The following is a 23,727-nucleotide window of genomic DNA, read 5'->3' on the forward strand; positions in this document are numbered from 1 at the left end:
TCAGCCGCGGAGCCGCACTCACTCGACCCGCGAGACGGTGTCCTCGATCCCTGCGACGAGCTTCGAGTAGTCGTCGGTGGGCGAACCGCCGAGGACCGAGCCCCACGCCGGGACGAGCTCGGGACCGTAGCGGTGGCCGTAGCCGTCGGGCGGGTCGTGGCCGACGGCCATGTCGGTGGTCAGCTGCCAGAACGTCACGAACGGGATCCAGGTGACGTCGGGGTTGACGTCGTGACCCCGCGGCTCGCGCAGCCAGTCGGGCTCGGCGCCGAGCAGGGCCGGGTTCCACCAGACGACGGGGTCGGACGGGTGCTGGGCGTAGACGAAGCGCGGGAAGTCCCAGGCGCCGTAGTCGCGACCGTAGGAGTCGTGGGTCAGCTGGTCGCCGCTCGCCGCGAAGCGGATGTGCAGTCCCGCGTCGACGACCGGGACGATCTCGGGCGACCCCTCGTTGCGCCGGGCCGTCAGCGACTCCGCGATGTCGGTGAAGCTCGGGGTCCCCACCCAGACCCCGCCCTGGGCGCGCGCGAGCATGTCGTCGGCGTCGGTGAACGCCGCCTGGCCCCCGTAGGACCCGAGCGACTCCCCGCCGACGACGAGCTGCGGACGGTCGTCGGGCGGCAGCGTGCGCCACACGGCATACACCTTGTCGAAGAGCGCCTTGCCCGCCTCGCGAGGGGTGTCGCGGTCGGTCATCATCGACATCGCGCTGGGCAGGTAGGAGTACTGCATCGCAGCGATCGCGCTGTCGCCGTTGCTGAGGTACTCGACGGACTGGGCCGACCAGTCGTCGACCCACCCGGTGCCGGTCGTCGTGAAGACCGCGAGCACCCGGCGGTTGAAGGCCTTCGTGCGCTGCAGCTCGGCGACCACGGCGTCGGCGACGTCGTTCACCGTGCGCCCAGGCGTGCGCCCGGCGTAGACGCGGATCGGCTCGATGGCCCCGCGGTCGGTCGCCGCGGTGATCTGTGCCGGCGTGGGCGCGCTCGTGACGAACATCTGGCCCTGGAAGCCGAGGCTGTCCCACGACTCGAGCGACCCCGGACCGCCCGACCGCAGCGGCGACGTCGGCGCGGCCCGACCGGTCGGGGCGGTGTTGACCTGGGCCGCGACGCCGGCGAAGGCCTGCATGCCGCGGTGGAAGAGCACGCTGTCGGTCACCCACGCCGCCGCGAGGGCCACGACGACGACGGCGGTGAGCGTCGCGATCGTCTTGGGCAGCACGTGACCGGCGGCCTCGGCGAGCTGGTGGGTCGCCCCGCGCAGACCCCGCGCGATCGCGAGGAAGAGGACGGCGACGACGGCCGCGAGCGCGAGCGCCAGGGCCCAGTCGAACGGGTCGAGGGGCGTCAGCCGGACGAACGCCGCCGTGCGCGCCTGCGAGCGCACGTTGGCGACCGTCAGCCCGAGGACCGCCACCGCCCCGAAGAGCGGCGCTGCGACGAGCAGCCAGTGCCGGGCCTCCCCGCTCACCGTGACGTGCAGGTCGATGAGGCGGGCCACCCGACGGACGACCCACGCGACGAAGACACCCAGCGCGTAGCCGACCACGGCGCACAGGCCGCTGATGAGGCCCTGGTAGTACCACGTGCGCGGCAGCAGGCTCGGGGCCATCGACGTGAGGAAGTAGGCGGCGCCGAAGAACAGCCCGGTGCGCGACACGTGCCACCAGGCCCGGCTCGCGCCGGGCTGGATGCGCTGGTCGGACACGTCGGGCATGGATCCACAGTAGGTCGCCCCGCTGTCGCGCCGCCTCGGGTTTGGCCCCTAGGTGACGACCCTGGCCCGGGCAACCAGCCGGGCACCCTGCCGGGCACCCGTCGGCCCGCCGGGGCACGATGGGGACATGCGAGCCCTCGAGAGCCGGATCACGACCTACAGCCGCGACGGGCTGCGCTTCGACGTGACCGACGCGGGGCCCCTGGACGGTGACGTCGTCGTGCTGCTCCACGGCTTCCCGACCGACCGCACGAGCTGGGACCGGGTCGCCGCCCGGCTGCACGAGGCGGGGCTGCGCACCCTCGCCCCGGACCAGCGCGGCTACTCCCCCACGGCCTGCCCGCCGGACCGGGACGCCTACCGCCTCGACGAGCTCGTCGCCGACGTCGTCGGTCTCATCGAGGCCTCCGGGCGGGAGCGGGTCCACCTCGTGGGCCACGACTGGGGCGGCGCCCTCGCGTGGCTCGTCGCCGGCAACCACCCGACCCGCATCGCGTCACTGACCGTCCTGTCGACGCCGCACCCGGCCGCGATGTCGCGGGCCTGGCGGTCCGGCACCGAGCAGAAGCGCAAGTCCTGGTACATGGCGGCCTTCCAGGTGCCGCGGCTGCCCGAGCGGGCCCTCGCCGCCCGCTTCGACCGCCTCATGGCCCGCTCGGGCCTCCCAGCCGCCGACCGGAGCAGGTATGCCGTCCGGCTCGGTCACGCCGAGGCGCTCACCGGGCCGATCAACTGGTACCGCGCGGCCCGGCACTCCGGCGTCGCGGCACACCGCGTCGAGGTGCCGACGACCTACGTCTGGGGCTCGCGCGACCCGTTCCTCGGCCGGACCGCGGCCGAGCTGACCCACGAGCACGTGACGGGCGACTACGAGCTCGTCGAGCTCGACGCGGGGCACTGGCTGCCCGAGACCCGGGATGCGGAGTCCGCCGCGGCGATCCTGCAGCGGGTCGCGCGAGCCGGCTGAACGGCATACGCCCGCTCACCCGGAGGGTGACCGACGCCTCGCCCGATGCGGGGAACACGGGCGCGCGCGGGTAGGTTGCACGACCGTGAAGATCGACATCTGGTCCGACATCGTGTGCCCGTTCTGCTACCTCGGCAAGCGCCGGCTCGAGACCGCGCTCGCGCAGTTCGAGCACGCCGACGAGGTCGAGGTGCAGTGGCACAGCTTCGAGCTCGACCGCGGCGCCGCCCCCGTGTCCGACCGGCCGCTCGTCGACCTCGTCGCCGCGAAGTACGGCACGACGCGCGAGCAGGCGGTCGCCCAGCACGAGTCGATGGCCTCGGCGGCCACCGAGCTGGGTCTGACCTTCAACTGGGAGCACGCCCGCTACGGCAACACCTTCGACGCGCACCGGGTCGTCCACCTCGCCGCCGAGCAGGGCCTGTCCGACGCCGCCCACGAGCGCCTCATGCGTGCCTACTTCACCGAGGGCCTCGCGGTCGGTGACCGCGACGTGCTCGTGCGGCTAGCGACCGAGATCGGTCTCGACGAGGGCGCCGTGCGGGCCATGCTCGAGTCGGACGACTACGGCAACCACGTGCGCAGCGACGAGGCCACGGCCAAGATGCTCGGCATCGAGTCCGTCCCCTTCTTCGTCCTCGACCGGAAGTACGGCGTCTCGGGCGCCCAGCCCGTCGAGGTCTTCACCCAGGCCCTCGAGACCGCGTGGTCGACCCGGCACGAGGTGCCGGAGCCGGTCCCTGCCGGCGGCGGGTGCGGCGGCGGCTGCGGCGCCGGTGGCTGCGGCGGGGTCTGCGGCGCCTGAGGAGCCTCTGAGGGGTGCCGCGGCCCTACCGTGGTCGGGTGGCCCACCCCCTGATGTTCGACGGCGCGGACCCCTATCTGGCTCGGGTCCGCGAGATCTGCCTGGCGCTGCCGGGCGCCGACGAGAAGGTGTCGCACGGGCGGCCGAGCTTCTTCACGACGAAGGTCTTCGTCACCTACGGCGGCACCGTCAAGGGCGACCACGACCCGGAGCCCTACCGCCAGTCCGTCCTCGTGCTCCCCGACGCCGCCGAGCGGCCGGCCCTGCTCGGTGACGGACGCTTCTACGACCCTGCCTACGTGGGTCCGTCCGGCTGGGTCGGGCTCGACCTGCGTGCGTGCGGCCCGCCGGAGGAGGTCGACTGGCAGGAGGTCGCCGAGCTCGTCGACGCCTCCTACCGGCTGACGGCACCGCCCCGCCTCGTGCGCGAGCTCGACGCCGGCTGAGCGCGGGCGCGCCCATCGTCCTCCCGCGGCCGCGGGGCGCGTAAGGTACCGCTCGCTGGACGACGAAAGGCGCACATGGGACGGCACACCGATCCCGCGGCCATGGGGTCGCGGCGCGCCGCGGTGGTGACCCTGACGCTGTCCGCGCTGCTCGTCATGGGCGGCTTCGCGATCCTCCACGAGTCCGGTGGGCTGCGTCCCGGCCACCGGTCGACGCCCTCCACGCCCTCGGTGCCGGTGGTCACCCCGAGCAGCCGCGTCGCCGACGCCACCGAGCCCGGACGCACGCCCTCGACGCCGGCGACGACACCATCGACCTCGACGTCGACGTCGTCACCCCAGCCCTCGCTCACCACCCGCGCCCCGGCTCCTCTCGTCACCGCCCCGCAGCCGGCTCCGACCTCCTCCCCGCAGCCGTCGGGAACGGCCGGCCCGACGAGCCCGATCGGTCCAGCGCCCTCGACGAGGCCGGCGCCGCCGGAACGGGCCGGCGTCGCCCGGCAGGTCGTGGCCCTCGTCAACGTCGAGCGATCCCGCGCCGGCTGCGGCCCGGTGTCGGCGAACGCCGCCCTCCGGCGCGCCGCGCAGGGTCACAGCGACGACATGGCGAGCCGCGACTACTTCTCGCACACGAGCCCCGACGGGGTGACCTTCGCCCAGCGGATCCGCGCCGCGGGCTACGACGGCGGCGCCATCGCCGAGAACATCGCGGCCGGCCAGACGAGCGCCAAAGAGGTCATGCGCGCCTGGATGGCGAGTCCCGGGCACCGGGCGAACATCCTCGACTGCGCCTACCGGGACCTCGGCGTCGGCTATGCGACGGGCGGCACCTACGGCACGTACTGGACCCAGACGTTCGGCGGCTGAGCCACCCCTAGGTTGGTGCCATGCAGCCGTGGCACGCGCAGGACCGGCACGTCGTCCGACTCGACTGGGGACCCGGCGCCGCCGAGGCCCAGACGGCGTATGCCGTCGCCGCGGGCTCGCCCGTGTGCGCGGTCGTCGTCGACGTCCTCAGCTTCACGACGTGCGTGTCCGTCGCCGTCGACGCGGGCATCCGGGTGCACCCCTACCGCTGGAAGGACGGGTCGGCCCGGGCCTTCGCCGACGGGGTGGGCGCGACGCTCGCCCGGGGTCGGTCCGAGGCCCGCGTCGACGGCGGGGTCAGCCTGTCCCCGGCCTCGATCCGTGCGGCCGGACCGCTGGGCGACCTCGTCCTGCCCTCGCCCAACGGCTCGACGACCACCGCCGTGCTGGCCGGCGCCGGGGCCTACGTCGTGGCGGCCTCGCTGCGCAACCGCGCTGCGGTGGCCGGCTGGATCGTCGACTGGCTCGACGCGTCCCGGCGGTCGCACGGTCCGGCGTCGCAGCCGGCGGTCCTCGTCGTCCCGAGCGGTGAGCGCTGGCCCGACGGGTCCCTGCGCCCGGCCGTCGAGGACCTGTGGGGTGCGGGAGCGGTCGTCGCCGCCCTGGCCGGCCTCCTCGAGCACCGAGGCGGACCCCTCCTGCTCAGCCCCGAGGCCGAGGCCGCCGGCGCGGCGTGGCTCGCCGTGGAGCACCGGGTCGACGAGGCCCTGCACGCGTGCGCGAGCGGCCTCGAGCTCGTCGAGCAGGGCTGGCCCGACGACGTGGCGGTCGCGGCCGAGCTCGATGCGTCGTCGCTCGTGCCGGTGCTGACGGACGGCGCCTACACCGGACGCGCCTCGGTCAGGTGACGATGACGCTGGCCACCATGACGAGGGCAAAGCCGAACACCGAGATGACGGTCTCCATGACGGACCACGACTTGATCGTCTCGCCCACGGTCAGACCGAAGTACTCCTTGACGAGCCAGAACCCGGCGTCGTTGACGTGTGAGAAGAACAGCGAGCCACATCCGATCGCGAGGACGAGCAGCGCGAGGTGGTTGGCCGACAAGGTCGGCGCGAGCGGCGCGACGATGCCCGCCGCGGTGATGGTGGCGACCGTGGCCGACCCCGTACCCAGCCGGATGAGCACAGCCACGAGCCATCCGAGCAACAGCACCGAGATGCTGACGCCCTCGGCCCAGTCCTTGATGACGTTGCCGACCCCGGCGTCGATCAGCGTCTGCTTGAACCCGCCACCGGCGGCGACGATGAGGATGATGCTCGCGATCGCGGGCAGCGCGGACCCGACCGAGTCGCTGACCTGGCCCTTGTTCAGGCCCGACCCGAGGCCCAGGGCGATGTAGCAGTAGAGCACCGCGATGAGCAGGGCGACGATGGGGGTCCCGATGAAGTCCATCGTCTGGCGGACCCCGGTCTCCTCGTCGGTGACGAGAAGCTTGGTGATGGCGTCGACCAGCATGAGGACCACCGGCAGGGTGATGCCGATGATGGCCGTCGCGAAGCCGACGCGCTTGCGCCCGGGCGCCAGCGGTTCCTCGAAGGAGCCCAGCCCGCGGTTGGCGCCGGCATCCTCACCGGTGGCCCCGCGCCGAGCGCCGCCGGTCTCAGGGCCATCGTCGCCGGAAGGACCTGCGACCGCGGTCCCGCGGCCCGTGGCCCGAGCGCCGGCGGGCACCGCGGTCCGGGACGCGGCGGTCGCGCCAGCGGATGCCGTGCCGAGCAGCACGAGGTCGTCCGCCGACTTGGGCACCCACTTGTCGACGAAGCGCGCGAGCAGCGGTCCGGCCACCACCACGGTCGGTATCGCGATGATGATGCCGAAGATCAACGTGCGCCCGAGGTCGGCGCTGAGCAGACCGATCGCGGTCAGCGGGCCGGGGTGCGGCGGCACCAACCCATGAAGCACCGAAAGCCCTGCCAGGGCAGGGATGCCGACCTTCATCAGGGACAGCCCTGTTCGTTGGGCCACGAGGACGACCACCGGCACGAGCAGCACCACGCCCACCTCGAAGAACAACGGCAACCCGAGGATGGCAGCGATGGCTGCCATCACCCAAGGCAGCCGACCCGGCCCGACGCGTCCGACCATCGTCCCGACGATCCGGTTGGCGCCGCCGGAGTCCTCGAGCAGCTTGCCGATCATCGCCCCGAGCGCGATGAGGATGCCGACGGCCCCGGCCGTCGTGCCAAAGCCGGCCACGAAGCTCTTGACCGTCTCACCGGCCGGCATCGTCGCGACGGCTCCAAGCACCGCCGACCCGAGCATGAGCGACAGGAACGGGTGGACCTTCGCCCACGTGATGAGGACGACGACGGCGAGGATGCCGAGGATGCACGCCGCGACGAGCTGCGCGTTGCCGGCATACACCGGGGGCGCGTCGGCGGCCGGCAGTCCGCCCGGAATGGCCGTGGACACTGCAGCGGGAACTGCGATCAGAGACATCAGGCGTGCTCCTTCCGGTGGCCGAGGGCGGTCAGCGCCCGGTCCAGGACCTGAGCGGCGCTCCCCTCGTTGGTGATGGTCACTCCGGGCTCGTCTTCTTCGAGCGGCTCGAGCGTGGCCAGCTGGCTGGGCAGCAGGGACGGTGGCATGTAGTGGCCAGGGCGGTGCTCCATCCGCTCCTGGATGACATCGGACTCCGCCGTGACGTGCAGGAACCGGACGTGTGGTCTGCCCTCGCGGAGCAGGTCGCGGTAGACACGGCGCAGGGCCGAACACGTCACCACCGCCGACTCGCCCCGGCTCTCCTTGCGCGAGATCCACGCCCCGATCGCCTCCAGCCACGGCCAACGGTCCTCGTCCGTCAGCGGCGTGCCGCTGCGCATCTTCGCGACGTTGGCCTCGGGATGAAAGGCGTCGCCCTCGGCGAACTCCCACCCGAGGACGGTCGACAGACCCTTGGCAACCGTCGACTTCCCGCTCCCGGAGACTCCCATGACGACCACCACGTCGGGGTCGGGACCGCTCTCGCTGTCCAGCATTCTCCGAACCTAGCGCGCCGTCGCATGACGGAGGCCGTTGTGGCGGCGGGCATCTGGCAGGGTTCGGTGACACCGACGCGGAGCCCGGGTGCCACCGGACAGGTGATGGGGTCACCGGTGGCCGCCCATCGGGGCGGATGGCAGCTACTGGCCGAGCGCCGTCCAGAAGGCCGAGGCGGCCCGGGAGGGGCGGCCGGTGCGGCGCTCCGACCAGTCGGCCGAGGTCATGAGCGCGGTGACGGCGTTGACGCCGAGCCAGCGCAGCGGCTCGGGCTCCCAGTCGCGCGACGTCCGCCCCGCCCAGGGCAGCGTCGCCAGGCCCTCGGGGTCGTCGCCGCGGATCATCGCGGCCAGCGTGCGGCCCGCGAGCGCCGAGGTGGCCACGCCGTCACCGACGTAGCCGCCCGCGAAGGCGAGGCCGGTGTGGCGGTCGTGACGGACCGACGGGAACCAGTCGCGTGGCACGCCGAGGTTGCCGCCCCAGGCATGCGTGAAGGTGACGCCGTCGAGGACGGGGAAGAGCTCGAGGAGGATCCGGCGCAGGGCTGCGTGAACGCGCTCGTCGCGGTCGTAGAGCGGGGAGACCTTGGACGCGTAGTGGTAGGGAGCGCCTCTGCCGCCGAAGGCGATCCGTCCGTCCCGGGTGCGCTGGCCGTAGATCGTCAGGTGCCGGTTGTCGGCGAAGGTCGTGCGCTTGTCGAGGCCGATCTGCGCCCAGGTGTCGTCCGGCAGCGGCTCCGTCGCGGTCATGAGCGAGTAGATCGGTGCGATGGCGCGGCGGCGACCCGCGACGGTCGGCGTGTAGCCCTCGGTCGCGAGCACGACGTGCTCGGCACGCACCGTGCCGTGCGGCGTGACGACGCGTCGGCTGCGCACGTCGACGGCCGTCGTGCGCTCGTGGACGACGACGCCGCGGCGCTCGACGGCATCGGCGAGCCCGCGGACGAGCCGCGCCGGGTGGATGGCCGCGCAGTGCGGGGTGAACGAGCCGCCGAGCGCGTCGCTGACGCCGGCGACCGCGGTGACCTCGTGCGCGTCGAGGAGACGGTGGTCGTCCTCGCCGAAGCCCCACTCGCGATGGTCGGCGACCTCCTCGCGGACCCGTTCGAGCTGGGCCGGGTTGCGCGCGACCGAGAGGTAGCCGCCCTGGTCGAAGTGGCAGTCGATGCCCTCGGCGTCGGCGATCCGGCCGACGTCGGCGACCGTGTTGTGGAGCAGGTGCTGCATCCGCACCGCCGCGTCGCGCCCGCGCTCGGCGGCCATCCGCTTGAGCGACGCGGGGAAGAGGGCCGAGCACCAGCCACCGTTGCGGCCCGAGGCGCCGAAGCCGGCCACCTCCTTCTCGATGACGGCGACCCGGATCGTCGGGTCGGCAGCGACGAGGTGGTAGGCCGTCCACAGGCCCGTGTAGCCGGCCCCGACGACGGCGACGTCCACGTCGATGTCGGTGTCGAGCGACGGGCGCGGCTCGATGTCGTCGATCGTGTCGTGCCAGAGGCTGAGGCCGCGGTAACCGCTCGGGGGCATGGGCGGGATCATGCCACCTCCCAGGCCCTCCGCAAGCCCTGGGAACCTGTGCCTTTTCGCTTGAATCCCCTTCTAACACCTACGGAATCCGCGGTCCGGCAAGATTTGGGCCATCACTTCCGCCACGTCGCTCGGCGGGGCATGATGCGGGCATGAGCACCGTGGATCGCGCCCGTCTCGCCGAGCTGCACGCCCGAGAGCGGACAGCCTTCTCCGGGGCGCGGCCACGCTCCCGGGCCCTGGCCGAGCAGGCGGCCGCACACATGCCCGGCGGCGTCCCGATGAGCTGGATGGTCAAGTGGCCGGGCGACTTCCCGGTCTTCGTCGAGCACGCCGAGGGGGCGCACTTCACGTGCGTCGACGGCATCGACCACGTCGACCTCTGCCTCGGTGACACGGGGGCGATGATGGGGCACTCCCCCGCACCGACGGTCGAGGCCGTGACCCGTCAGCTCTCCCGCGGGATCACGACGATGCTGCCCACCGAGGACGCCATCGCGGTCTCGACCGGCCTCGCCGAGCGCTTCGGTCTGCCCTACTGGCAGTTCACGCTGACCGCCACCGACGCCAACCGCCACGCGATCCGCTACGCCCGCCACCTCACCCGTCGCAGCAAGGTCGTCGTCCACAACTGGTGCTACCACGGTTCCGTCGACGAGGCCTTCGCGACGCTGGGCCCGGACGGCTCGACGGTCGACCGGCGCAGCAACATCGGCGCCCCGGTCGACACGTCGGAGACGACGCGGGTCGTCGAGTTCAACGACCTCGAGGCGCTCGAGCGCGCCCTGGCCCACGGCGACGTCGCGGCGATCCTCGTCGAGCCGGCCCTGACCAACATCGGCATCGTGCTGCCCGACCCCGGCTACAACGAGGGCGTGCGCGAGCTCGCCACCCGCTACGGCGCAGTGCTCGTCAACGACGAGACGCACACGATCTGCGCGGGCCCCGGCGGCTACACCGGCGCGCACGGTCTCGATCCCGACCTGCTCGTCATCGGCAAGTCCATCGGTGGCGGCATCCCCTGCGGCACCTTCGGTTTCACCCGGGACATCGCCGACCGGATCGCTCGTTCCATCGAGCTCGAGGACATCGACGTGGGCGGCATCGGCGGCACGCTCGCCGGCAACGGGCTGTCGATGGCGGCCATGAAGGCCACGCTCGAGCAGGTCATGACGGCCGAGGCGTTCGAGCACATGGTGCCGCTCGCCGACGCGTGGGCCGACGGGGTGCAGGCCGGCATCGACGCGGTCGGTGCCGACTGGCACGTCACGCGGCTCGGCGCGCGGGCGGAGTACAACTTCTCGGGTCGACCCTCGCACGACGGCCAGGAGGCGCACGACGCCGACGACTTCGAACTGCAGCAGTACCTCCACCTCTACGCCCTCAACCGCGGGATCCTCCTGACGCCCTTCCACAACATGGCGCTGATGAGCCCGGCCACGAGCGCCGCCGACGTCGAGGCGCACACGACGATGTTCGGCGAGTGCCTCCACGAGCTCTTCGCCTGAGCCGTCACGACCTGGGCGTCACGCCACCCGGGCCGGGCCCCCGAACCGCGTGGCCACTCCGGGTGACCACAACGCGCGCAGCCGCGGCCCGGCCGGGGTGACACCGCTCGCCCCGAGAAGGTCGTCGGCGAGCTCGACGACGTCGGCGGCATACAACGGCCACGGCCCGTGCTCGTTGGGCACCCAGAGCGTGCGCCCGGCGACGCGGGTGTGGGCGCCCCAGCGGGCCGTGAGCCAGGTCTCGAGCGGCGTCGGCTCGACCGGCTCACCGACGCGGACCGTGAGGAGGCTGCGCAGTCCGCGGGCCGGGGCTCGGCGCCGGCTCGTGTAGGTCACGACGTCACCGTCGCGGCGCAGCCGCATCCGGGCCCACGTGTAGGGGATCCCGAGGCCGGCGCGAGCGCCGAGGACGACGAGGGCGCGCTCGGTCTCGAGCGAGCGGAAGAGCACACCGTGCCGCCCGGCGTCGTCGACCGAGTAGAGCCGGATGTTCGTCTCGAGGAAGCTGCCGAGCCAGGGCAGCCGAGGTGAGGGCGCCCGACCGAGCCGCATGCCGTCCATGACGAAGGGGACGAGCGCGACGTACGTGCGCCCGTCGGCGAAGACGTCCGGGCGCGTGCCCGCAGGGAAGAGGTGGCGCACGGAGCCCGGGTCGACGGGCCAGTGGACGAACGTCAGGTCACGCCAGATCTGGTCGAAGACGACGGGCGGGCGCAGCGGCGGGGGCGCCACGGGATACCCGTCCAGCGACGGGACGGCATCCACGGGCAGGTCCACGACCCCATCGTCACACGCCGGGACCCGCCGGCCCTCGACACGCGTCAGGAGCCCGCAGGGGCGTCGTAGCGGGACCGCTCCTCCTCGGACGGGGCGTGCCACCACGGCAGGTAGGCGTCGAGCTGTGCGCGCGTGATCGGCACGGAGCCGGGGGAACCGTCGCGGTTGCGACGCTCGATCCGCGCCCAGAGCTCCTCGACGGGAAGGTCGAGCACGTGCAGCTCGACCCCGACGCCGAGGGCCCGGGCCGCGACGCGCTTCTCCTCACGCTCGGCCTCGGCCCAGAGCCCGTACTCGAGCACGACGCTCACGCCGAGGCGCAGGAGCCGTCGGGTGTCGTCCCAGAGCCGGTGCTCGAGCAGGTCGCGGAAGGTGCCGTCGAGCGGGTCGATGCGCAGGTCGCGCAGCCACTCGTCGGGGCTCATCCGCACGGCGGGACGCTCGGTCTCGAGACGCCTCGCCAGCGTCGTCTTGCCCGCGCCGGGCAGCCCGACGACGAGGACGAGCCGCGGTCCCTCACCAGTCATGCCGTCAGGCTGACACACTCGCAGCGACGACGTGCACGAGCGACGGAGGACCGACGATGACCGTGGAGACACCGGCAGGCAGCACCCGCCGCCGCACGACGAAGCTCGGGATCGTCGGGGCCGGCGCCGTCGGCGCCACGCTGGCGTATGCCGCGTTGATGCGTGGTGTCGCCCAGAACGTCGCGCTGTTCGACGTCAACAGCGCCAAGGTGCGCGCCGAGGCGCTCGACCTCAGCCACGGCATCCAGTTCGTCCCGATGGCTCACGTCGACGGCTCCGACGACGTCGAGGTGCTGGCCGACTCCGACGTCATCGTCTTCACGGCGGGGGCCAAGCAGAAGCCCGGGCAGTCCCGGCTCGACCTCGCCGAGTCGACGATCGGCATCATGCGGGCGATCCTGCCGCGGCTCGTCGAGGTCGCTCCCGACGCCGTGCACGTCATGGTGACCAACCCCGTCGACGTCGTGACGTATGCCGCGCTCCAGGTGTCCGGGCTGCCGGCCGAGCGGCTCTTCGGATCGGGCACGGTCCTCGACTCGTCGCGGCTGCGCTTCCTCCTCGCCGGGCACACGGGCGTCGCAGCCCAGAGCGTGCACGCGTACGTCATCGGCGAGCACGGAGACTCCGAGCTGCCGCTGTGGTCGTCCGCGACCATCGGCTCCGTGCCGCTCCTGCAGTGGCGCACGTCGGACGGACGCATCGCCCTCGACGAGGAGGCCCGCGACCGCATCGCGACCGACGTCGTGCAGTCGGCCTACCGCGTCATCGAGGGCAAGGGCGCGACGAACTACGCGATCGGCCTCGCCGCCACGCGCATCATCGAGGCGGTCCTCTACGACGAGCGCCGCATCCTGCCCGTCTCGTCGCTGCTCGACGACTACTACGGCATCAGCGACGTCTGCCTGTCGGTGCCGGCGATCGTCCACGCCGGCGGCGTCGGCGACCGGGTCGAGGTGCCGATGACCGACGATGAGCTGTCGGGCCTGCGGGCGTCCGCGGATGCCGTGCGTGCGACGGCCCGGCGCTTCGGTTTCTGACGACGTGGTGGACACGCGAGGAGTGCCGCGTCCGGGTGCCGTGACGGCGCTCGGCGGCGGGATCGTCCTTGCCCTCGCTCTCGGCGTGGCCGGCTGCGCGGGCGACGGAGGGGCTCCCGCGGACGCCCCGACCAGACTGGCCCGCACCTTCGACCTCCAGGCGCACCGCGGCGGCGCGGACCTGACCTCGGAGAACACCCTGGAGGCCTTCTCGCGCGCGCTCGACATCGGCGTCACGACCCTCGAGCTCGACGCGCAGGTCACCCGCGACGGTGCCGTCGTCGTCGCCCACGACAACCGGGTCAACCCCGACACGTGCCGCGACACGTCGCCGGCGGCCCCGTCCGACGACCTCTTTCCTTACTCCGGCAAGCCCTTCCGGCTCCTGACGCTCGCGCAGGTGCGCACGCTCGACTGCGGCTACCAACCGACCCCCGAACACCCGGACCAGCGCGCCGTGTCCGGCGCGACGGTGCCCGAGCTCCGCGAGGTCGTCGACCTGCTGCGCGAGCGCGGCGCCGACGACGTCGGGCTCAACGTCGAGATCAAGGTGCAGGCGGACGACCTCGGGCTCACCGTGCCGCGCGCCGAGTACGCGGCGAAGGTGTGGGCGGTGCTCGACGAGGGCGGCGTCGCGGGCCGGGCGACGATCCAGTCGTTCGACTGGGCGAGCCTGACCGCGGTCCACCGCATCGCGCCCCGAGCCCGGCTCGTCGCCCTCGTCTCCCCCGAGCGGCTCGAGCGGGGCCAGGAGGGCGCGTCCCCGTGGCTGGGCGGCATCGACGTCGACGACGTGGGCGGCGACGTCGTGCGCGCCGCCTCCCGCATCGCCGGTGTCGTCGCCCTGTCGCCGCGGGAGGACCTCCCCGTCGATGCCGCGCTCGTCCGTTCGGCGCACGCCACGGGGCTCGCCGTCGTGCCGTGGACCGTCGACGACGAGGACGACATGGGTCGTCTCGTCGACCTCGGCGTCGACGGTCTCATCACCAACCGCCCCGACCTGCTCCGCACCGTGCTGACCCGGCGCGGCCTCGCGACACCCCCGTCCCATCCCGCAGCCGGGTGAGGCCCGTCGGGACGCCCCGGAGCATGATGGGGCTGTGAGCACGTCCGCCGCCTTCGACGCCGACCCGGCACCCGGCACGGCACCCGACCCGTCGGGCACCCCGCCGGCGCGGGCGACGTACCACCACGGTGACCTGCGCCGGGCCCTGCTCGAGGCGGGCACCGACCTCGCCCGCGAGGGCGGGCCCGACAAGGTCGTCCTGCGCGAGGCGACGCGCCGCGTCGGGGTCTCGGCCAATGCGGCATACCGCCACTTCGCCGACCGTGACGCGCTGCTGGGCGAGGTCGTCTCCCGCGCCCAGGCACGTGCCGCCGACGTCATCGGCGCCACGATGGACGCCGTGCCCGACGACCTCGAGACGGGCCAGCGGGCGCGTGCCCGCTTCCGGGCCGTCGGCGTCGGCTACCTGCGCTTCGCGATGGACGAGCCGGGGCTGTTCCGCGCGGCGTTCGCCGTTCCGGTCGACCTCAGCCGGGCCGCCTCCCCGGACGCGGCCGGCACGGGCGGGCGCACCCCCTTCCAGCTGCTCGCCGACTCCCTCGACGCCATGGTCGACGCCGGCGTCATGTCCGACGACGAGCGTCCCGGTGCCGAGCTGCTCGCGTGGTCGGCCGTGCACGGCATGGCGATGCTCGCCCTCGAAGGCCCGCTGCGCGACCTGCCGCCCGGCGCCGTGGACGAGCTCGCGCCGCGCCTCGTCCGCATGGTCGACCTCGGGCTCGGCCTCTCCGACGGCGCGGTCTGAGCGGCACCCACCGACACCTAGGGTGGGCGGGTGACCAGCGAGACCCGCGACAGCACCGGCTTCGAGCTCGACCGCGACACCCCGGCCTTCTACCGTCGGCTCGACCGCGGCCGCTACGCCCCGACCGTGCACGTGCAGGGCGCCTGGCGCGACGACGAGCAGCACATGGCTCCCGTCAGCGGCATCCTCGCCCACGAGATCGACCTCCACGAGCCACGCGAGGGGATGCAGCTGGCGCGCATCTCCTTCGACATCCTCGGCATGATCCCGGCGCGACCGAGCCGGGTCGAGGTGCGCACGACGCGCCCCGGTCGCACCATCGAGCTCGTCGAGGCGACGTTGCTCGTCGACGACCGCCCCGTCGTGCGCGCCCACGCGTGGAGGCTCGCCGCCCACGACTCCGAGCCCGTGGCCGGCGTGGAGCTCGAGCCGATCCCCCGACCCGACGAGATGCGCCCCTGGGAGGGGGCCGACACCTGGGAGGGCGGCTACATCGAGGGGCTCGAGTTCCGGGTCGACGCCGAGCGTCGCCCGGGCCGGACCCGGGCCTGGATCCGCGCGCTCAATCCCCTCGTCGACGGCGAGACCTGCTCTCCCACAGCCGATCTCGTACGCCTCGCCGACACCGCCAACGGCATCGCCGTGCGCGTCTCGCCGCGGGAGTGGATGTTCCCCAACGTCGACCTCAGCGTGCACCTCTTCCGCGAGCCGGTCCGCGGATGGGTCGGTTTCGACACCCGGGTGACGATGGGCCCGACAGGTCTCGGGCTGACCTCGACGACGTTGCACGACGAGCGCGGCCCCGTCGGTCGCGCCGAGCAGATCCTCACGGTCCGCCGCCTCCCGGGAGCCTGACCCCCTCCCCTCCGGACCGGTCGCCGGACCGCGACAACCTTTCGGCACGCCGACGCGTCCGGGGAGGTGTCGGCACGCCGCGCCAAAGCCCGGTTCGCCTGCCACAATGAAGGGCGCGATCGCGCCGACTCACACCCGCCGTCGCGCGGTCAGGACACCAGGGGACACCATGAGGACCATCCGCATGGACAGGAATCGCACCGTGGGCAGCGTCGCTGCCACGCTCGCGGTCATCGCACTCGCCGTGACGGCTCCGGCCGCCCGCGCCGACGACCTGACCGGCACGCCGACACCGCCCGGCACCTCGACGTCCACGGGCTCGACGGGCTCGACCGGCGGAAGCACCGTCGCCGACGCCACGACGACCACGACCTCCAGCAGCACGACGACGACCACGACGACGCCGTCCACCACGACGTCGACCACGACGACGTCGAGCCCCACGACGACGACCCCGCCGCCGCCCGCACCGAGCCCCGTCGTCATCGCGGCCGGCAGCTCCGGCTGGAAGGTCAAGGACCTCCAGGTGCGCCTGCGCCTCGTCAAGGCGTCGTACTGGACGTATGCCGTCTCCGGCTACTACGGCTGGACGCTCGGCCAGAAGGTCCTCGCCTTCCAGACCGACCAGTCCCTCCCTCGCACCGGCGTCGTCGACCAGCGCACCTGGAGCCGACTCGTCGCCCTCACCGCGACCGCGACCCGTCTCAAGGAGGGCTCGTCCGGCTACGCCGTCAAGGACCTCCAGTCGCGCCTGCGTGCCGTCAAGGCGTCCTACTGGTCCTACGCCGTGTCCGGCTACTACGGCTGGACCCTCGGCCAGAAGGTGCTCACCTTCCAGCGCGACCAGAACCTCCCCCAGTCCGGGGTGCTCGACCAGCGCACGTGGAGCCGGCTCGTCTCGATGTCGACGTCCCCGGTCGTGCTCGGCCGCACGGCGGCCGCCGCCAACGTCCGCGAGCTCCAGCGACGCCTCGGCGCCAAGGGCCTCTGGCCGTATGCGTTCTCCGGCACCTACGGCTGGACGCTCGGCCAGAAGGTGCTCGCCTTCCAGCGCGCCTACGACGTGCCGCAGTCGGGTGTCGTCGACAGCCGAACGTGGGCGCGCCTGCGGGCCCTGACCTACACCCCCGGCACCTTCGACCAGCACCGCTACTACGCGGGCCTGCGCCCGCTCGTGCCGACGCTCTCCTCGCTCGACAAGCGCTGCCGCACCGGCAGGGTCATGTGCGTCGACAAGTCGACCCGCACCCTGACGTGGGTCGTGAACGGCAAGCCGCTCACGGCCATGTGGGCCCGCTTCGGCCGTCCCGGCAAGGAGACGCGCGAGGGCACCTTCAGCGTCTCCCGGAAGTACGAGTACGTCATCTCCAACCTCTACTTCACGCCGATGCCCTACTCGATGTTCTTCTCCGGCGGCCAGGCCGTGCACTACTCGTCGAACTTCGCGCGGCTCGGCTACGCCAGCGCGAGCCACGGCTGCGTCAACATCGCCGACCACGCGCAGGTCAAGGCGCTCTTCTTCGCGGTGCGCATCGGTGACAAGGTCGTCGTCTACCCCTGAGCGGGCGTCCTTGCCGACAGAGCAAACCCGATCAAGTACGCGTGGGGCCGGGTCGCGCAGGATCGTGACGTGACCGGCTCCCGTGACACCTTCAGCGCCTGGCTGGACGTGCTCGTCGACACCCTCGACGAGCCCGACCTGACCGGCGAGCAGATCGCGGGCCGGCTGCACCTGTCACGGTTCCACCTCGACCGCATCGTCAGCGCGGGCGCAGGCGAGGCGCCGAGCTCCCTGCGCCGCAGGGTGCTGCTCGAGCGTTCGGCCTACCGCCTCGCGGCGAGCCGCCTCTCCGTCCTCGACGTCGCGGTCGAGGCGGGCTACGGCTCGCACGAGGCGTTCACCCGGGCGTTCCGTCGCGCCTACGGCACGACGCCGAGCGCGTGGCGCGGACGTCCGGGGACGATCCGTCTCGAGGCGGCCAACGACATCCACTTCCACCCGCCCGGCGGCATACGCCTCCCGGCCCAGCGAAAGGTCACTGCCATGGACCTCGTGCAGAGGATGGTCGAGCACCACATCTGGCTGACCGGCCAGCTCATCGAGTGCGCCGGCCAGCTCACCGACGAACAGCTCGACGAGCCGATCGTCATCAACGTCGACGACGATCCCGACCCGTCGACCCTGCGGCGCATCATCAGCCGGCTCGTCGGCCAGATGGCGATGTGGAACGCGACGATGGCGAGCCGCGACTACGACTTCTCCGTCGAGGAGCACGAGTCGCTGACGTCGGCGCGCCGCCGTCTCGCCGACGCCGCACCCGTCTTCCTCGGCCACGTGCGCGACGCGATCGAGGAGGGTCGGCTCGACGACGTCTTCGTCGACGCGTCGTGCGACCCGCCCTACGTCTGCTCCTACGGCGCGATGGTCGCGCACGTCCTGACGTTCGCGGCGCACCGGCGCACCCTCGCGGTGCGCGCGCTCGACAAGCACGGGGTCAGCCGGCTCGGGTGGGGCGACCCCATCGAGTGGCTCGACGCCGCCCACCACGCCTGACGGCATACGCCCTCGGGGACGGCGGGTCTCGGTCACTCGACGGTGGTCGTGACCTGCTGCCCGAGCTCGACGGTGCGGCTCACGGTGCACCACTCGTCGTGCGAGCGCTTGACGAGCTTGGGCAGCATCTCGCGCGCCGCGTCGCCGCCGTCACCCTCGGGGAAACGCACCCGGAAGCGCACCTCGATGTCCTGGAGGTGGTTGCCGTGCTCGTCCTTGACCTTGTCGGCCGTCACCTCGATCTCGAACTGCTCGGGCTCGGCGCGGCGCGTCGTCACGGTGTCGACGTCGACCGCGGTGCAGCCGGCGATGCCGGCGAGGAGCAGCTCGACCGGCGAGAGCTCCTCGGTGCCGGAGCTCAACGTGATCGAGCCTCCGCGGTCGTTGCGGGCCGTGTAGCGGCCGACGCTGTCGCGGGTCAGGGTGACGCGGCGCAGGTCCTTCGGGTCTCTCGCGGTCGTGCTCTCGGTCGTGCTCTCGGTCGTGCTCTCGGTCATGGTGCAAGCCTCTCAGACGTGGGGGGTGGCGGCTCGTCGCGTCCGGCGCTCAGAGCCAGGCGTCCGCGAGCAGCTCGTAGGAGCGCAGACGTGCCTCGTGGTCGTGGGCGCCGCACGTGACGATGACCTCGTCGACGCCCGTGGCCTCGACGAAGCCGGCGAGACCGTCGCGCACCTCGTCGGGCGTGCCGACGAGCGAGACCCGCGTCATCTCGCTCACGGCCTGGCGCTCGGCCGGCGACCACTGCGCCATGAGGCTCGCGATGTCGCCCTCCGGCTCGGGCAGACCGGCCCGTCGGCCGGTGACGATGCCGTGGAAGCGCTGGAGCACGCTCGTGAAGAGCCGCTCGGCCTCGGCCGTCGTGTCGGCGACCATGACGTTGACGCCGGCCATCGAGCGGGGGGCGTCGAGGCCGCCTGGCTCGGTCGACGGCGTGAACCGGGAGCGGTAGACCTCGAGCGCGCTCATCAGCGCGGCCGGCGCGAAGTGCGAGGCGAAGGAGTAGGGCAGGCCGAGGGCGGCGGCCACCTGGGCGCCGCCGTGGCTCGACCCGAGGATCCAGATCGGCACGTGGGTGCCTTCACCGGGGATGGCGCGGACCTTGGCGTCGGGGTCCGGGTCGCCGAGGTAGCCGATGAGCTCCTCGACCTCGCCGGCGAAGTTCATCGCGGCGGCCTCGTTGCGGCGCAGGGCGCGGGTCGTGAAGGGGTCGGTGCCCGGGGCGCGGCCGAGCCCGAGGTCGATGCGGCCCGGGTGGATCGTGGCGAGCGTGCCGAACTGCTCGGCGACGACGTACGGCGCGTGGTTCGGCAGCATGATGCCGCCGGCGCCGACGCGGATGGTCTCGGTCTGGTCGGCGACGTGGCCGATGAGCACGGCCGTCGAGCTCGACGCGACCCCGCGCATGTTGTGGTGCTCGGCCATCCAGTAGCGCTGGTAGCCCCACTTCTCGGCGTGCCTCGCGATGTCGACCGTCGAGGCGATGGCCTCACCGGCCGTGCCACCGTCGAGGACGGGGACGAGATCGAGGATGTTCAGCTGGGCTCTCGGGGCAGGACTCACGTGGGTGCCAACGGGCCGGCCGGGCCGCCGTATTCCGGGACGCGCGGTCCGGGCCGGCCCCTGCGAGCGTCTGCGAGGCGGGCACCGGATGCGGTGGAGGCACTCTTTGGGTACCTATGGATCACCGACACCGACGGCAGGTTCGTGTCGTCCCCACCCCGTGAGCGCCACCACCATGTCGACCGAGACCATCGCCCCCGCCTCCGAAGGCCGAGGTGTGCGCCCGCCGGGCGCCACGCCGCGGCTCGGCGTGCGCCTGCGCGTCGTCGCCGTCATCGCCGCCGCGTTCCTCGTGACCGAGGGGGTCGCTCAGGCGGTCACTCCCTTCATCCGCCAGGACGACTGGGCGTTCCTGCTGCCCGAGGGCTCTCCGGGGGCGGTCCCCCCGTCGTACTACAACGTCAGCGAGGGGCGCTGGCTCAACTCCGGCTGGTGGTGGCTGGTCGGTCAGCACGGCACCGTCACGACCGCCGCCCTGACGTATGCCGCCGCCTACGCGCTGCTCGTGGCGGGCATCTGGCGGCTGCTCCACCGGGCCGGGGTGCGCCCGCGACCCGCCGTCGACGCTCTCCTCGGCGTGGCGCTCTTCGCCTCGCCGGTCTGGGTCCAGCTGCTCTACTGGCCCGGGGCGCTGACGCCCTCGGCCCTCGTGGCCGCCGGGGCGGTCTGGCTCCTGCCCCGAGCCGCCCGCTCGGGGCGGTGGCTCGCGGTCTGGCTCGTCCTGAGCGGCATCGCCGCCGTGCTCACCTATCCGCCGATCGCGCTCGTGCTGCTCGTCCTCGCCGTCGTGTCGCTCCGTGACGCCCCGTGGCGCAGGGTGCTTCTCGTCGTCGCCGGCTGGGCCGCCGGGCTCGCCGCTGGTGTCGCGGTGGCCTACGCGCTCAACTGGGTCGTCAACGGGCACTTCGGCATCGAGGTCGCCGCCTGGCGTCAGGCCAACCCGTTGACCTCGCTCGACGCCCTCGGCGTCAACGCCGGTCGGTGGCTGTCGGCCGCGGGCTCGCTCTGGGCCGCGCAGTGGTGGGTCGCACTCGTCGCCGTCGTCGCCGTCGCCCTCGGCTGGAGGGACCCGCTCGTCCGCCCCCGGCTGCAGCGTCTCCTCCTCGCCCTCGCCGTCGCGTGCGGCGTCGACGCCGCGCAGACCCTCGCGACCGGCCTCGTCACCGAGGCCCGCGGCCAGCTGTGGACGTGGTTCGCAGCGGTGCTGGCCGTCGCGCTGCTCCTCGTCGACCGCGGTGCGGGCTCCAGGGCGCGCGTCGGACCAGTGCCCACCAGGCAGCCCGGGATACCGCCCACCGCACGCGTCGCGACGGCGCTGCTCGCGGTGCTCGCCGGGTGCGGGGTCCTGACGTGGCGCGCCGACATCGGCAGGCACCAGGACACGCGCCGGCAGTATGCCGCGATGGCCGAGGCCGCGACGGCGCACCCGACCGGGACCGCCCCGCCGACCGTCGTCGTCTACCAGGACCCCGCGCTCAAGGACACCCGCTCGGGCCGGCTCATGGCGAGCACCCTGTTCATGGCCGTCCGTCTCGAGCAGGACGGCCGCGTGCCACGCTGGTGCATCGGCATCGAGTGCCGGGAGATCGCGGCGCGGTCGACGGCGGGGCCGGTCGTCGACCTGGGTCGGGCCGGGAGCCTGCCCGGCATCGTCGGCATCGTCGTGCCGGCACCGCCCGGCTGGATCTGACGATCCGGGGTCGACCTGAGCCCGACCCGAGGACGGCCTCGCGGCGTGCCCTCAGGGCAGCTTCAGCTGGGAGACCTGGTCGTCGTAGTCGGGGCAGAACGCCTGCACGCCGGCGGCCATCAGCTGCTTCGCGCGCAGCGCGTCCCCGGTGTTGCCGAGCGGCTTGTCGCCGTCGTCGACCGCGATCTGGGCCAGCTCGACGCCGCCGTTCTTCAGGGCCCAGCACGTCGTCGTCCCGGTCTCGATGTCGTCGTCGACGGTGGCGCCCGTCACCGACGCCCCGAGCTTCTGCGCGGCGAGGACGAACTGCGCCTCCTCAGCCGAGATGCTCGGCCGAGCGTCTGCGATCCCCGCCGGCAGGTCGCCGAGGGTCGGGTCCGACCCGCCACAGGCGGCGAGGGACAGGACGACCACGAGGCCGGCCCCGGCAGCGAGCGTCCCGCGCAGTGCCGAGCGGACGGCATACGGCCGCGGAGCGTGCGCCGGTGTCTTCGTGTTCATCGTTACCCTGAACGCGTGAGCGAGCCCGATCGTCCCCGCGGCGCCGCGTCCGCGCGGCTGGCCGCCGAGGCGCCGATCGCCCGGGGTGCGGTCGTCGCGTCGCTGTCGGCCGTCGTGTTCGGGTTCGTCTTCCTGCCGCAGCTGCTCGGTCTGGCGCTCGCCGGGATCAGCCTCGTGCGCCGCGAGCCGGGCGGACGCCGACCCGCGCTGCTGGCCGCCGGCATCAGCCTGCTGCTCACCGTCGTGTGGGGCGTCGTGCTCGCCCTGCTCCTCAAGTGGTGGGCCACCTCCCGCTGACCCGACCCGCCTACTGGGAGTACGTCGAGAGGAACTTCTCGAGGCGTCCGACGGCGTCCTCGAGGTCCTCGACGCGCGGCAGGAAGACGAGCCGGAAGTGGTCGGGCGTCGCCCAGTTGAAGCCGGTGCCGTGCACGATGAGCATCTTCTGGTCGCGCAGCAGGTCGAGGGCGAAGCGCTCGTCGTCGCGGATGTCGTGGATTTTGGGGTCGAGCCGCGGGAAGAGGTAGAGCGCCCCCTCGGGCTTGGTCACCGACACGCCCGGGATCTCGTTGAGCATCTCCCAGGCGACGTTGCGCTGCTCGAGCAGGCGGCCGCCGGGCAGGATCAGCTCGTTGATCGACTGGTAGCCGCCGAGCGCCACCTGGATCGCGTGCTGCGCCGGGACGTTGGCGCACAGGCGCATGTTGGCGAGGATGTCGAGGCCCTCGAGGTAGTTGCGCGCGTGCTCCTTGGGCCCGGTGATCGCGAGCCACCCCGAGCGGAAGCCGGCGACGCGGTAGGCCTTGGAGAGGCCGTTGAAGGTGAGGCACAGCAGGTCGGGCGCGAGGGCCGCGATCGAGGTGTGCGTCGCGCCGTCGTAGAGGATCTTGTCGTAGATCTCGTCGGCCATGATGATCAGCTCGTGCTCGCGCGCCACCTGGGCGATGGCGTCGAGCACCTCGCGCGGGTAGACGGCGCCGGTCGGGTTGTTCGGGTTGATGACGACGATGGCGCGCGTGCGGTCGGTGATCTTGCTGCGGATGTCGTCGAGGTCGGGCGCCCAGCCGGCCTGCTCGTCGCAGACGTAGTGGACGGCCTTGCCGCCGGCGAGGCTCGCGGCCGCGGTCCACAGCGGGTAGTCGGGGGCCGGGATCAGCACCTCGTCGCCGTTGTCGAGCAGGCCCTGCATCGCCATGACGATGAGCTCGCTGACGCCGTTGCCGAGGTAGATGTCCTCGACGCCGACCGGCGGGAAGTCGCGGACCTCGTAGTGCTGCTTGACGGCGCGCCGGGCCGAGAGGATGCCCTTGCTGTCGCTGTAGCCCTGCGCCGTCGGCAGCTCCTGGATCACGTCGACGAGGATGTCCTCGGGCGCCTCGAAGCCGAACGGAGCCGGGTTGCCGATGTTGAGCTTGAGGATGCGGTGCCCCTCGTCCTCGAGCCGCTTGGCCTCGGCCAGCACGGGACCACGGATCTCGTAACAGACGTTCTGCAGCTTCTTGCTCTGGGTCACCGCGCGCATGTGGACCAGCGTCCCACCGCCGTGTGCCGTCGGCCGCGTCATTCCCACCATGTGACCCGTGCGGTGGATC

Annotated in this window: 24 protein-coding genes; 14 read left to right on the plus strand and 10 right to left on the minus strand. The window is 72.8% G+C overall.

Going from position 1 to position 23,727, the window contains the following annotated elements; genetic code table 11:
• Positions 1 to 18: 18 nt before the first annotated feature.
• The gene (locus ASE25_RS03160; RefSeq protein WP_056822650.1) at positions 19 to 1,719 is read right to left on the minus strand and encodes an alpha/beta-hydrolase family protein; all 1,701 of its coding nucleotides are present in this window, start codon (positions 1,717 to 1,719) and stop codon (positions 19 to 21) included.
• Between the two features lie 127 nt (positions 1,720 to 1,846).
• Between ASE25_RS03160 and ASE25_RS03165 the strand changes: the two genes are divergently transcribed.
• The 5 genes from ASE25_RS03165 to ASE25_RS03185 all read left to right on the plus strand — a co-directional run bounded on the left by ASE25_RS03165 (position 1,847) and on the right by ASE25_RS03185 (position 5,652).
• On the plus strand, positions 1,847 to 2,686 hold the full coding sequence (locus ASE25_RS03165) for an alpha/beta fold hydrolase (RefSeq protein WP_056822652.1): 840 nt from the start codon (positions 1,847 to 1,849) through the stop codon (positions 2,684 to 2,686).
• Positions 2,687 to 2,771: 85 nt separating this feature from the next.
• Positions 2,772 to 3,491, plus strand: coding sequence for a DsbA family oxidoreductase (locus ASE25_RS03170; protein ID WP_056822654.1), 720 nt, complete (start codon positions 2,772 to 2,774; stop codon positions 3,489 to 3,491).
• 38 nt (positions 3,492 to 3,529) lie between these two features.
• Entirely contained in the window at positions 3,530 to 3,937 is a 408-nt protein-coding gene (locus ASE25_RS03175) for an MmcQ/YjbR family DNA-binding protein (RefSeq protein WP_056822657.1), read from the plus strand.
• A gap of 75 nt (positions 3,938 to 4,012) precedes the next feature.
• Positions 4,013 to 4,804, plus strand: coding sequence for a CAP domain-containing protein (locus ASE25_RS03180; protein WP_056822659.1), 792 nt, complete (start codon positions 4,013 to 4,015; stop codon positions 4,802 to 4,804).
• Positions 4,805 to 4,824: 20 nt separating this feature from the next.
• Positions 4,825 to 5,652: a 2-phosphosulfolactate phosphatase gene (locus tag ASE25_RS03185; RefSeq protein ID WP_056822662.1), complete on the plus strand. Its 828-nt coding sequence runs from the start codon at positions 4,825 to 4,827 to the stop codon at positions 5,650 to 5,652.
• Here the strand turns inward: ASE25_RS03185 and ASE25_RS03190 are convergent.
• The 3 genes from ASE25_RS03190 to ASE25_RS03200 all read right to left on the minus strand — a co-directional run bounded on the left by ASE25_RS03190 (position 5,645) and on the right by ASE25_RS03200 (position 9,315).
• Positions 5,645 to 7,249, minus strand: coding sequence for a GntP family permease (locus ASE25_RS03190; RefSeq protein ID WP_082622658.1), 1,605 nt, complete (start codon positions 7,247 to 7,249; stop codon positions 5,645 to 5,647). The genes ASE25_RS03185 and ASE25_RS03190 overlap by 8 nt on opposite strands.
• Positions 7,249 to 7,788: a gluconokinase gene (locus ASE25_RS03195; RefSeq protein WP_056772184.1), complete on the minus strand. Its 540-nt coding sequence runs from the start codon at positions 7,786 to 7,788 to the stop codon at positions 7,249 to 7,251. Before ASE25_RS03195 ends, ASE25_RS03190 begins: the two co-directional genes overlap by 1 nt.
• Before the next feature lie 144 nt (positions 7,789 to 7,932).
• Positions 7,933 to 9,315, minus strand: a complete 1,383-nt coding sequence (locus ASE25_RS03200; RefSeq protein WP_056822664.1) for an FAD-binding oxidoreductase — start codon at positions 9,313 to 9,315, stop codon at positions 7,933 to 7,935.
• A gap of 152 nt (positions 9,316 to 9,467) precedes the next feature.
• Here ASE25_RS03200 and ASE25_RS03205 point away from each other — a divergent pair, with 152 nt between their 5' ends.
• The gene (locus ASE25_RS03205; RefSeq protein ID WP_056772187.1) at positions 9,468 to 10,823 is read left to right on the plus strand and encodes an aspartate aminotransferase family protein; all 1,356 of its coding nucleotides are present in this window, start codon (positions 9,468 to 9,470) and stop codon (positions 10,821 to 10,823) included.
• Positions 10,824 to 10,841: 18 nt separating this feature from the next.
• On the opposite strand, the gene ASE25_RS03210 is transcribed toward ASE25_RS03205, so the two are convergent.
• Together ASE25_RS03210 and ASE25_RS03215 are read right to left on the minus strand one after the other, a co-directional pair.
• Positions 10,842 to 11,600 carry a YqjF family protein gene (locus ASE25_RS03210; protein ID WP_082622660.1) on the minus strand — a complete coding sequence of 253 codons (759 nt, stop codon included), beginning with the start codon at positions 11,598 to 11,600 and terminating at the stop codon, positions 10,842 to 10,844.
• A 44-nt stretch (positions 11,601 to 11,644) separates the two neighbouring features.
• Positions 11,645 to 12,127 carry an AAA family ATPase gene (locus tag ASE25_RS03215; protein WP_056822667.1) on the minus strand — a complete coding sequence of 161 codons (483 nt, stop codon included), beginning with the start codon at positions 12,125 to 12,127 and terminating at the stop codon, positions 11,645 to 11,647.
• Between the two features lie 56 nt (positions 12,128 to 12,183).
• On the opposite strand from ASE25_RS03215, the gene ASE25_RS03220 reads away from it, so the two are divergent.
• The 6 genes from ASE25_RS03220 to ASE25_RS03250 all read left to right on the plus strand — a co-directional run bounded on the left by ASE25_RS03220 (position 12,184) and on the right by ASE25_RS03250 (position 18,384).
• Positions 12,184 to 13,164: an L-lactate dehydrogenase gene (locus ASE25_RS03220; RefSeq protein ID WP_056822669.1), complete on the plus strand. Its 981-nt coding sequence runs from the start codon at positions 12,184 to 12,186 to the stop codon at positions 13,162 to 13,164.
• A gap of 7 nt (positions 13,165 to 13,171) precedes the next feature.
• On the plus strand, positions 13,172 to 14,230 hold the full coding sequence (locus ASE25_RS03225) for a glycerophosphodiester phosphodiesterase family protein (RefSeq protein ID WP_162260583.1): 1,059 nt from the start codon (positions 13,172 to 13,174) through the stop codon (positions 14,228 to 14,230).
• A 34-nt stretch (positions 14,231 to 14,264) separates the two neighbouring features.
• On the plus strand, positions 14,265 to 14,975 hold the full coding sequence (locus ASE25_RS03230; protein ID WP_056772195.1) for a TetR/AcrR family transcriptional regulator: 711 nt from the start codon (positions 14,265 to 14,267) through the stop codon (positions 14,973 to 14,975).
• 30 nt (positions 14,976 to 15,005) lie between these two features.
• Positions 15,006 to 15,830, plus strand: a complete 825-nt coding sequence (locus tag ASE25_RS03235; protein ID WP_056772197.1) for a thioesterase family protein — start codon at positions 15,006 to 15,008, stop codon at positions 15,828 to 15,830.
• Between the two features lie 184 nt (positions 15,831 to 16,014).
• Positions 16,015 to 17,391: a L,D-transpeptidase family protein gene (locus ASE25_RS22195; RefSeq protein ID WP_157623300.1), complete on the plus strand. Its 1,377-nt coding sequence runs from the start codon at positions 16,015 to 16,017 to the stop codon at positions 17,389 to 17,391.
• A gap of 69 nt (positions 17,392 to 17,460) precedes the next feature.
• Positions 17,461 to 18,384, plus strand: coding sequence for a helix-turn-helix transcriptional regulator (locus tag ASE25_RS03250; RefSeq protein ID WP_056772203.1), 924 nt, complete (start codon positions 17,461 to 17,463; stop codon positions 18,382 to 18,384).
• Between the two features lie 32 nt (positions 18,385 to 18,416).
• On the opposite strand, the gene ASE25_RS03255 is transcribed toward ASE25_RS03250, so the two are convergent.
• Positions 18,417 to 18,881, minus strand: a complete 465-nt coding sequence (locus ASE25_RS03255) for an OsmC family protein (RefSeq protein ID WP_200958952.1) — start codon at positions 18,879 to 18,881, stop codon at positions 18,417 to 18,419.
• A gap of 49 nt (positions 18,882 to 18,930) precedes the next feature.
• Positions 18,931 to 19,944 carry an LLM class flavin-dependent oxidoreductase gene (locus ASE25_RS03260; protein ID WP_235508517.1) on the minus strand — a complete coding sequence of 338 codons (1,014 nt, stop codon included), beginning with the start codon at positions 19,942 to 19,944 and terminating at the stop codon, positions 18,931 to 18,933.
• A gap of 160 nt (positions 19,945 to 20,104) precedes the next feature.
• Here ASE25_RS03260 and ASE25_RS03265 point away from each other — a divergent pair, with 160 nt between their 5' ends.
• Positions 20,105 to 21,634 carry a hypothetical protein gene (locus tag ASE25_RS03265; protein WP_056822675.1) on the plus strand — a complete coding sequence of 510 codons (1,530 nt, stop codon included), beginning with the start codon at positions 20,105 to 20,107 and terminating at the stop codon, positions 21,632 to 21,634.
• 51 nt (positions 21,635 to 21,685) lie between these two features.
• Here ASE25_RS03265 and ASE25_RS03270 read toward each other — a convergent pair whose 3' ends face one another.
• Positions 21,686 to 22,135, minus strand: coding sequence for a DUF732 domain-containing protein (locus ASE25_RS03270; protein WP_056772209.1), 450 nt, complete (start codon positions 22,133 to 22,135; stop codon positions 21,686 to 21,688).
• 15 nt (positions 22,136 to 22,150) lie between these two features.
• On the opposite strand from ASE25_RS03270, the gene ASE25_RS03275 reads away from it, so the two are divergent.
• Complete coding sequence (locus ASE25_RS03275) at positions 22,151 to 22,432, plus strand: hypothetical protein (protein ID WP_056772212.1); 282 nt, start codon at positions 22,151 to 22,153, stop codon at positions 22,430 to 22,432.
• Positions 22,433 to 22,442: 10 nt separating this feature from the next.
• Here the strand turns inward: ASE25_RS03275 and ASE25_RS03280 are convergent, their stop codons facing one another.
• Complete coding sequence (locus tag ASE25_RS03280) at positions 22,443 to 23,657, minus strand: pyridoxal phosphate-dependent aminotransferase (protein WP_056823816.1); 1,215 nt, start codon at positions 23,655 to 23,657, stop codon at positions 22,443 to 22,445.
• Positions 23,658 to 23,727 lie beyond the last annotated feature (70 nt).

The organism is Terrabacter sp. Root85 (assembly GCF_001429185.1).
Taxonomy (GTDB): Bacteria; Actinomycetota; Actinomycetes; order Actinomycetales; family Dermatophilaceae; genus Terrabacter.

Excerpts from the sequence above, each read along its gene's own strand:
- ASE25_RS03215 (WP_056822667.1), bottom strand. The coding sequence starts at position 12,127 with ATGACTGGTGAGGGACCGCGGCTCGTCCTCGTCGTCGGGCTGCCCGGC.
- ASE25_RS03160 (WP_056822650.1), bottom strand. The coding sequence starts at position 1,719 with ATGCCCGACGTGTCCGACCAGCGCATCCAGCCCGGCGCGAGCCGGGCC.
- ASE25_RS03255 (WP_200958952.1), bottom strand. The coding sequence starts at position 18,881 with ATGACCGAGAGCACGACCGAGAGCACGACCGAGAGCACGACCGCGAGA.
- ASE25_RS03270 (WP_056772209.1), bottom strand. The coding sequence starts at position 22,135 with ATGAACACGAAGACACCGGCGCACGCTCCGCGGCCGTATGCCGTCCGC.
- ASE25_RS03180 (WP_056822659.1), top strand. The coding sequence starts at position 4,013 with ATGGGACGGCACACCGATCCCGCGGCCATGGGGTCGCGGCGCGCCGCG.
- ASE25_RS22195 (WP_157623300.1), top strand. The coding sequence starts at position 16,015 with ATGGACAGGAATCGCACCGTGGGCAGCGTCGCTGCCACGCTCGCGGTC.
- ASE25_RS03185 (WP_056822662.1), top strand. The coding sequence starts at position 4,825 with ATGCAGCCGTGGCACGCGCAGGACCGGCACGTCGTCCGACTCGACTGG.
- ASE25_RS03205 (WP_056772187.1), top strand. The coding sequence starts at position 9,468 with ATGAGCACCGTGGATCGCGCCCGTCTCGCCGAGCTGCACGCCCGAGAG.
- ASE25_RS03190 (WP_082622658.1), bottom strand. The coding sequence starts at position 7,249 with ATGTCTCTGATCGCAGTTCCCGCTGCAGTGTCCACGGCCATTCCGGGC.
- ASE25_RS03200 (WP_056822664.1), bottom strand. The coding sequence starts at position 9,315 with ATGCCCCCGAGCGGTTACCGCGGCCTCAGCCTCTGGCACGACACGATC.
- ASE25_RS03280 (WP_056823816.1), bottom strand. The coding sequence starts at position 23,657 with ATGCGCGCGGTGACCCAGAGCAAGAAGCTGCAGAACGTCTGTTACGAG.
- ASE25_RS03195 (WP_056772184.1), bottom strand. The coding sequence starts at position 7,788 with ATGCTGGACAGCGAGAGCGGTCCCGACCCCGACGTGGTGGTCGTCATG.
- ASE25_RS03165 (WP_056822652.1), top strand. The coding sequence starts at position 1,847 with ATGCGAGCCCTCGAGAGCCGGATCACGACCTACAGCCGCGACGGGCTG.
- ASE25_RS03220 (WP_056822669.1), top strand. The coding sequence starts at position 12,184 with ATGACCGTGGAGACACCGGCAGGCAGCACCCGCCGCCGCACGACGAAG.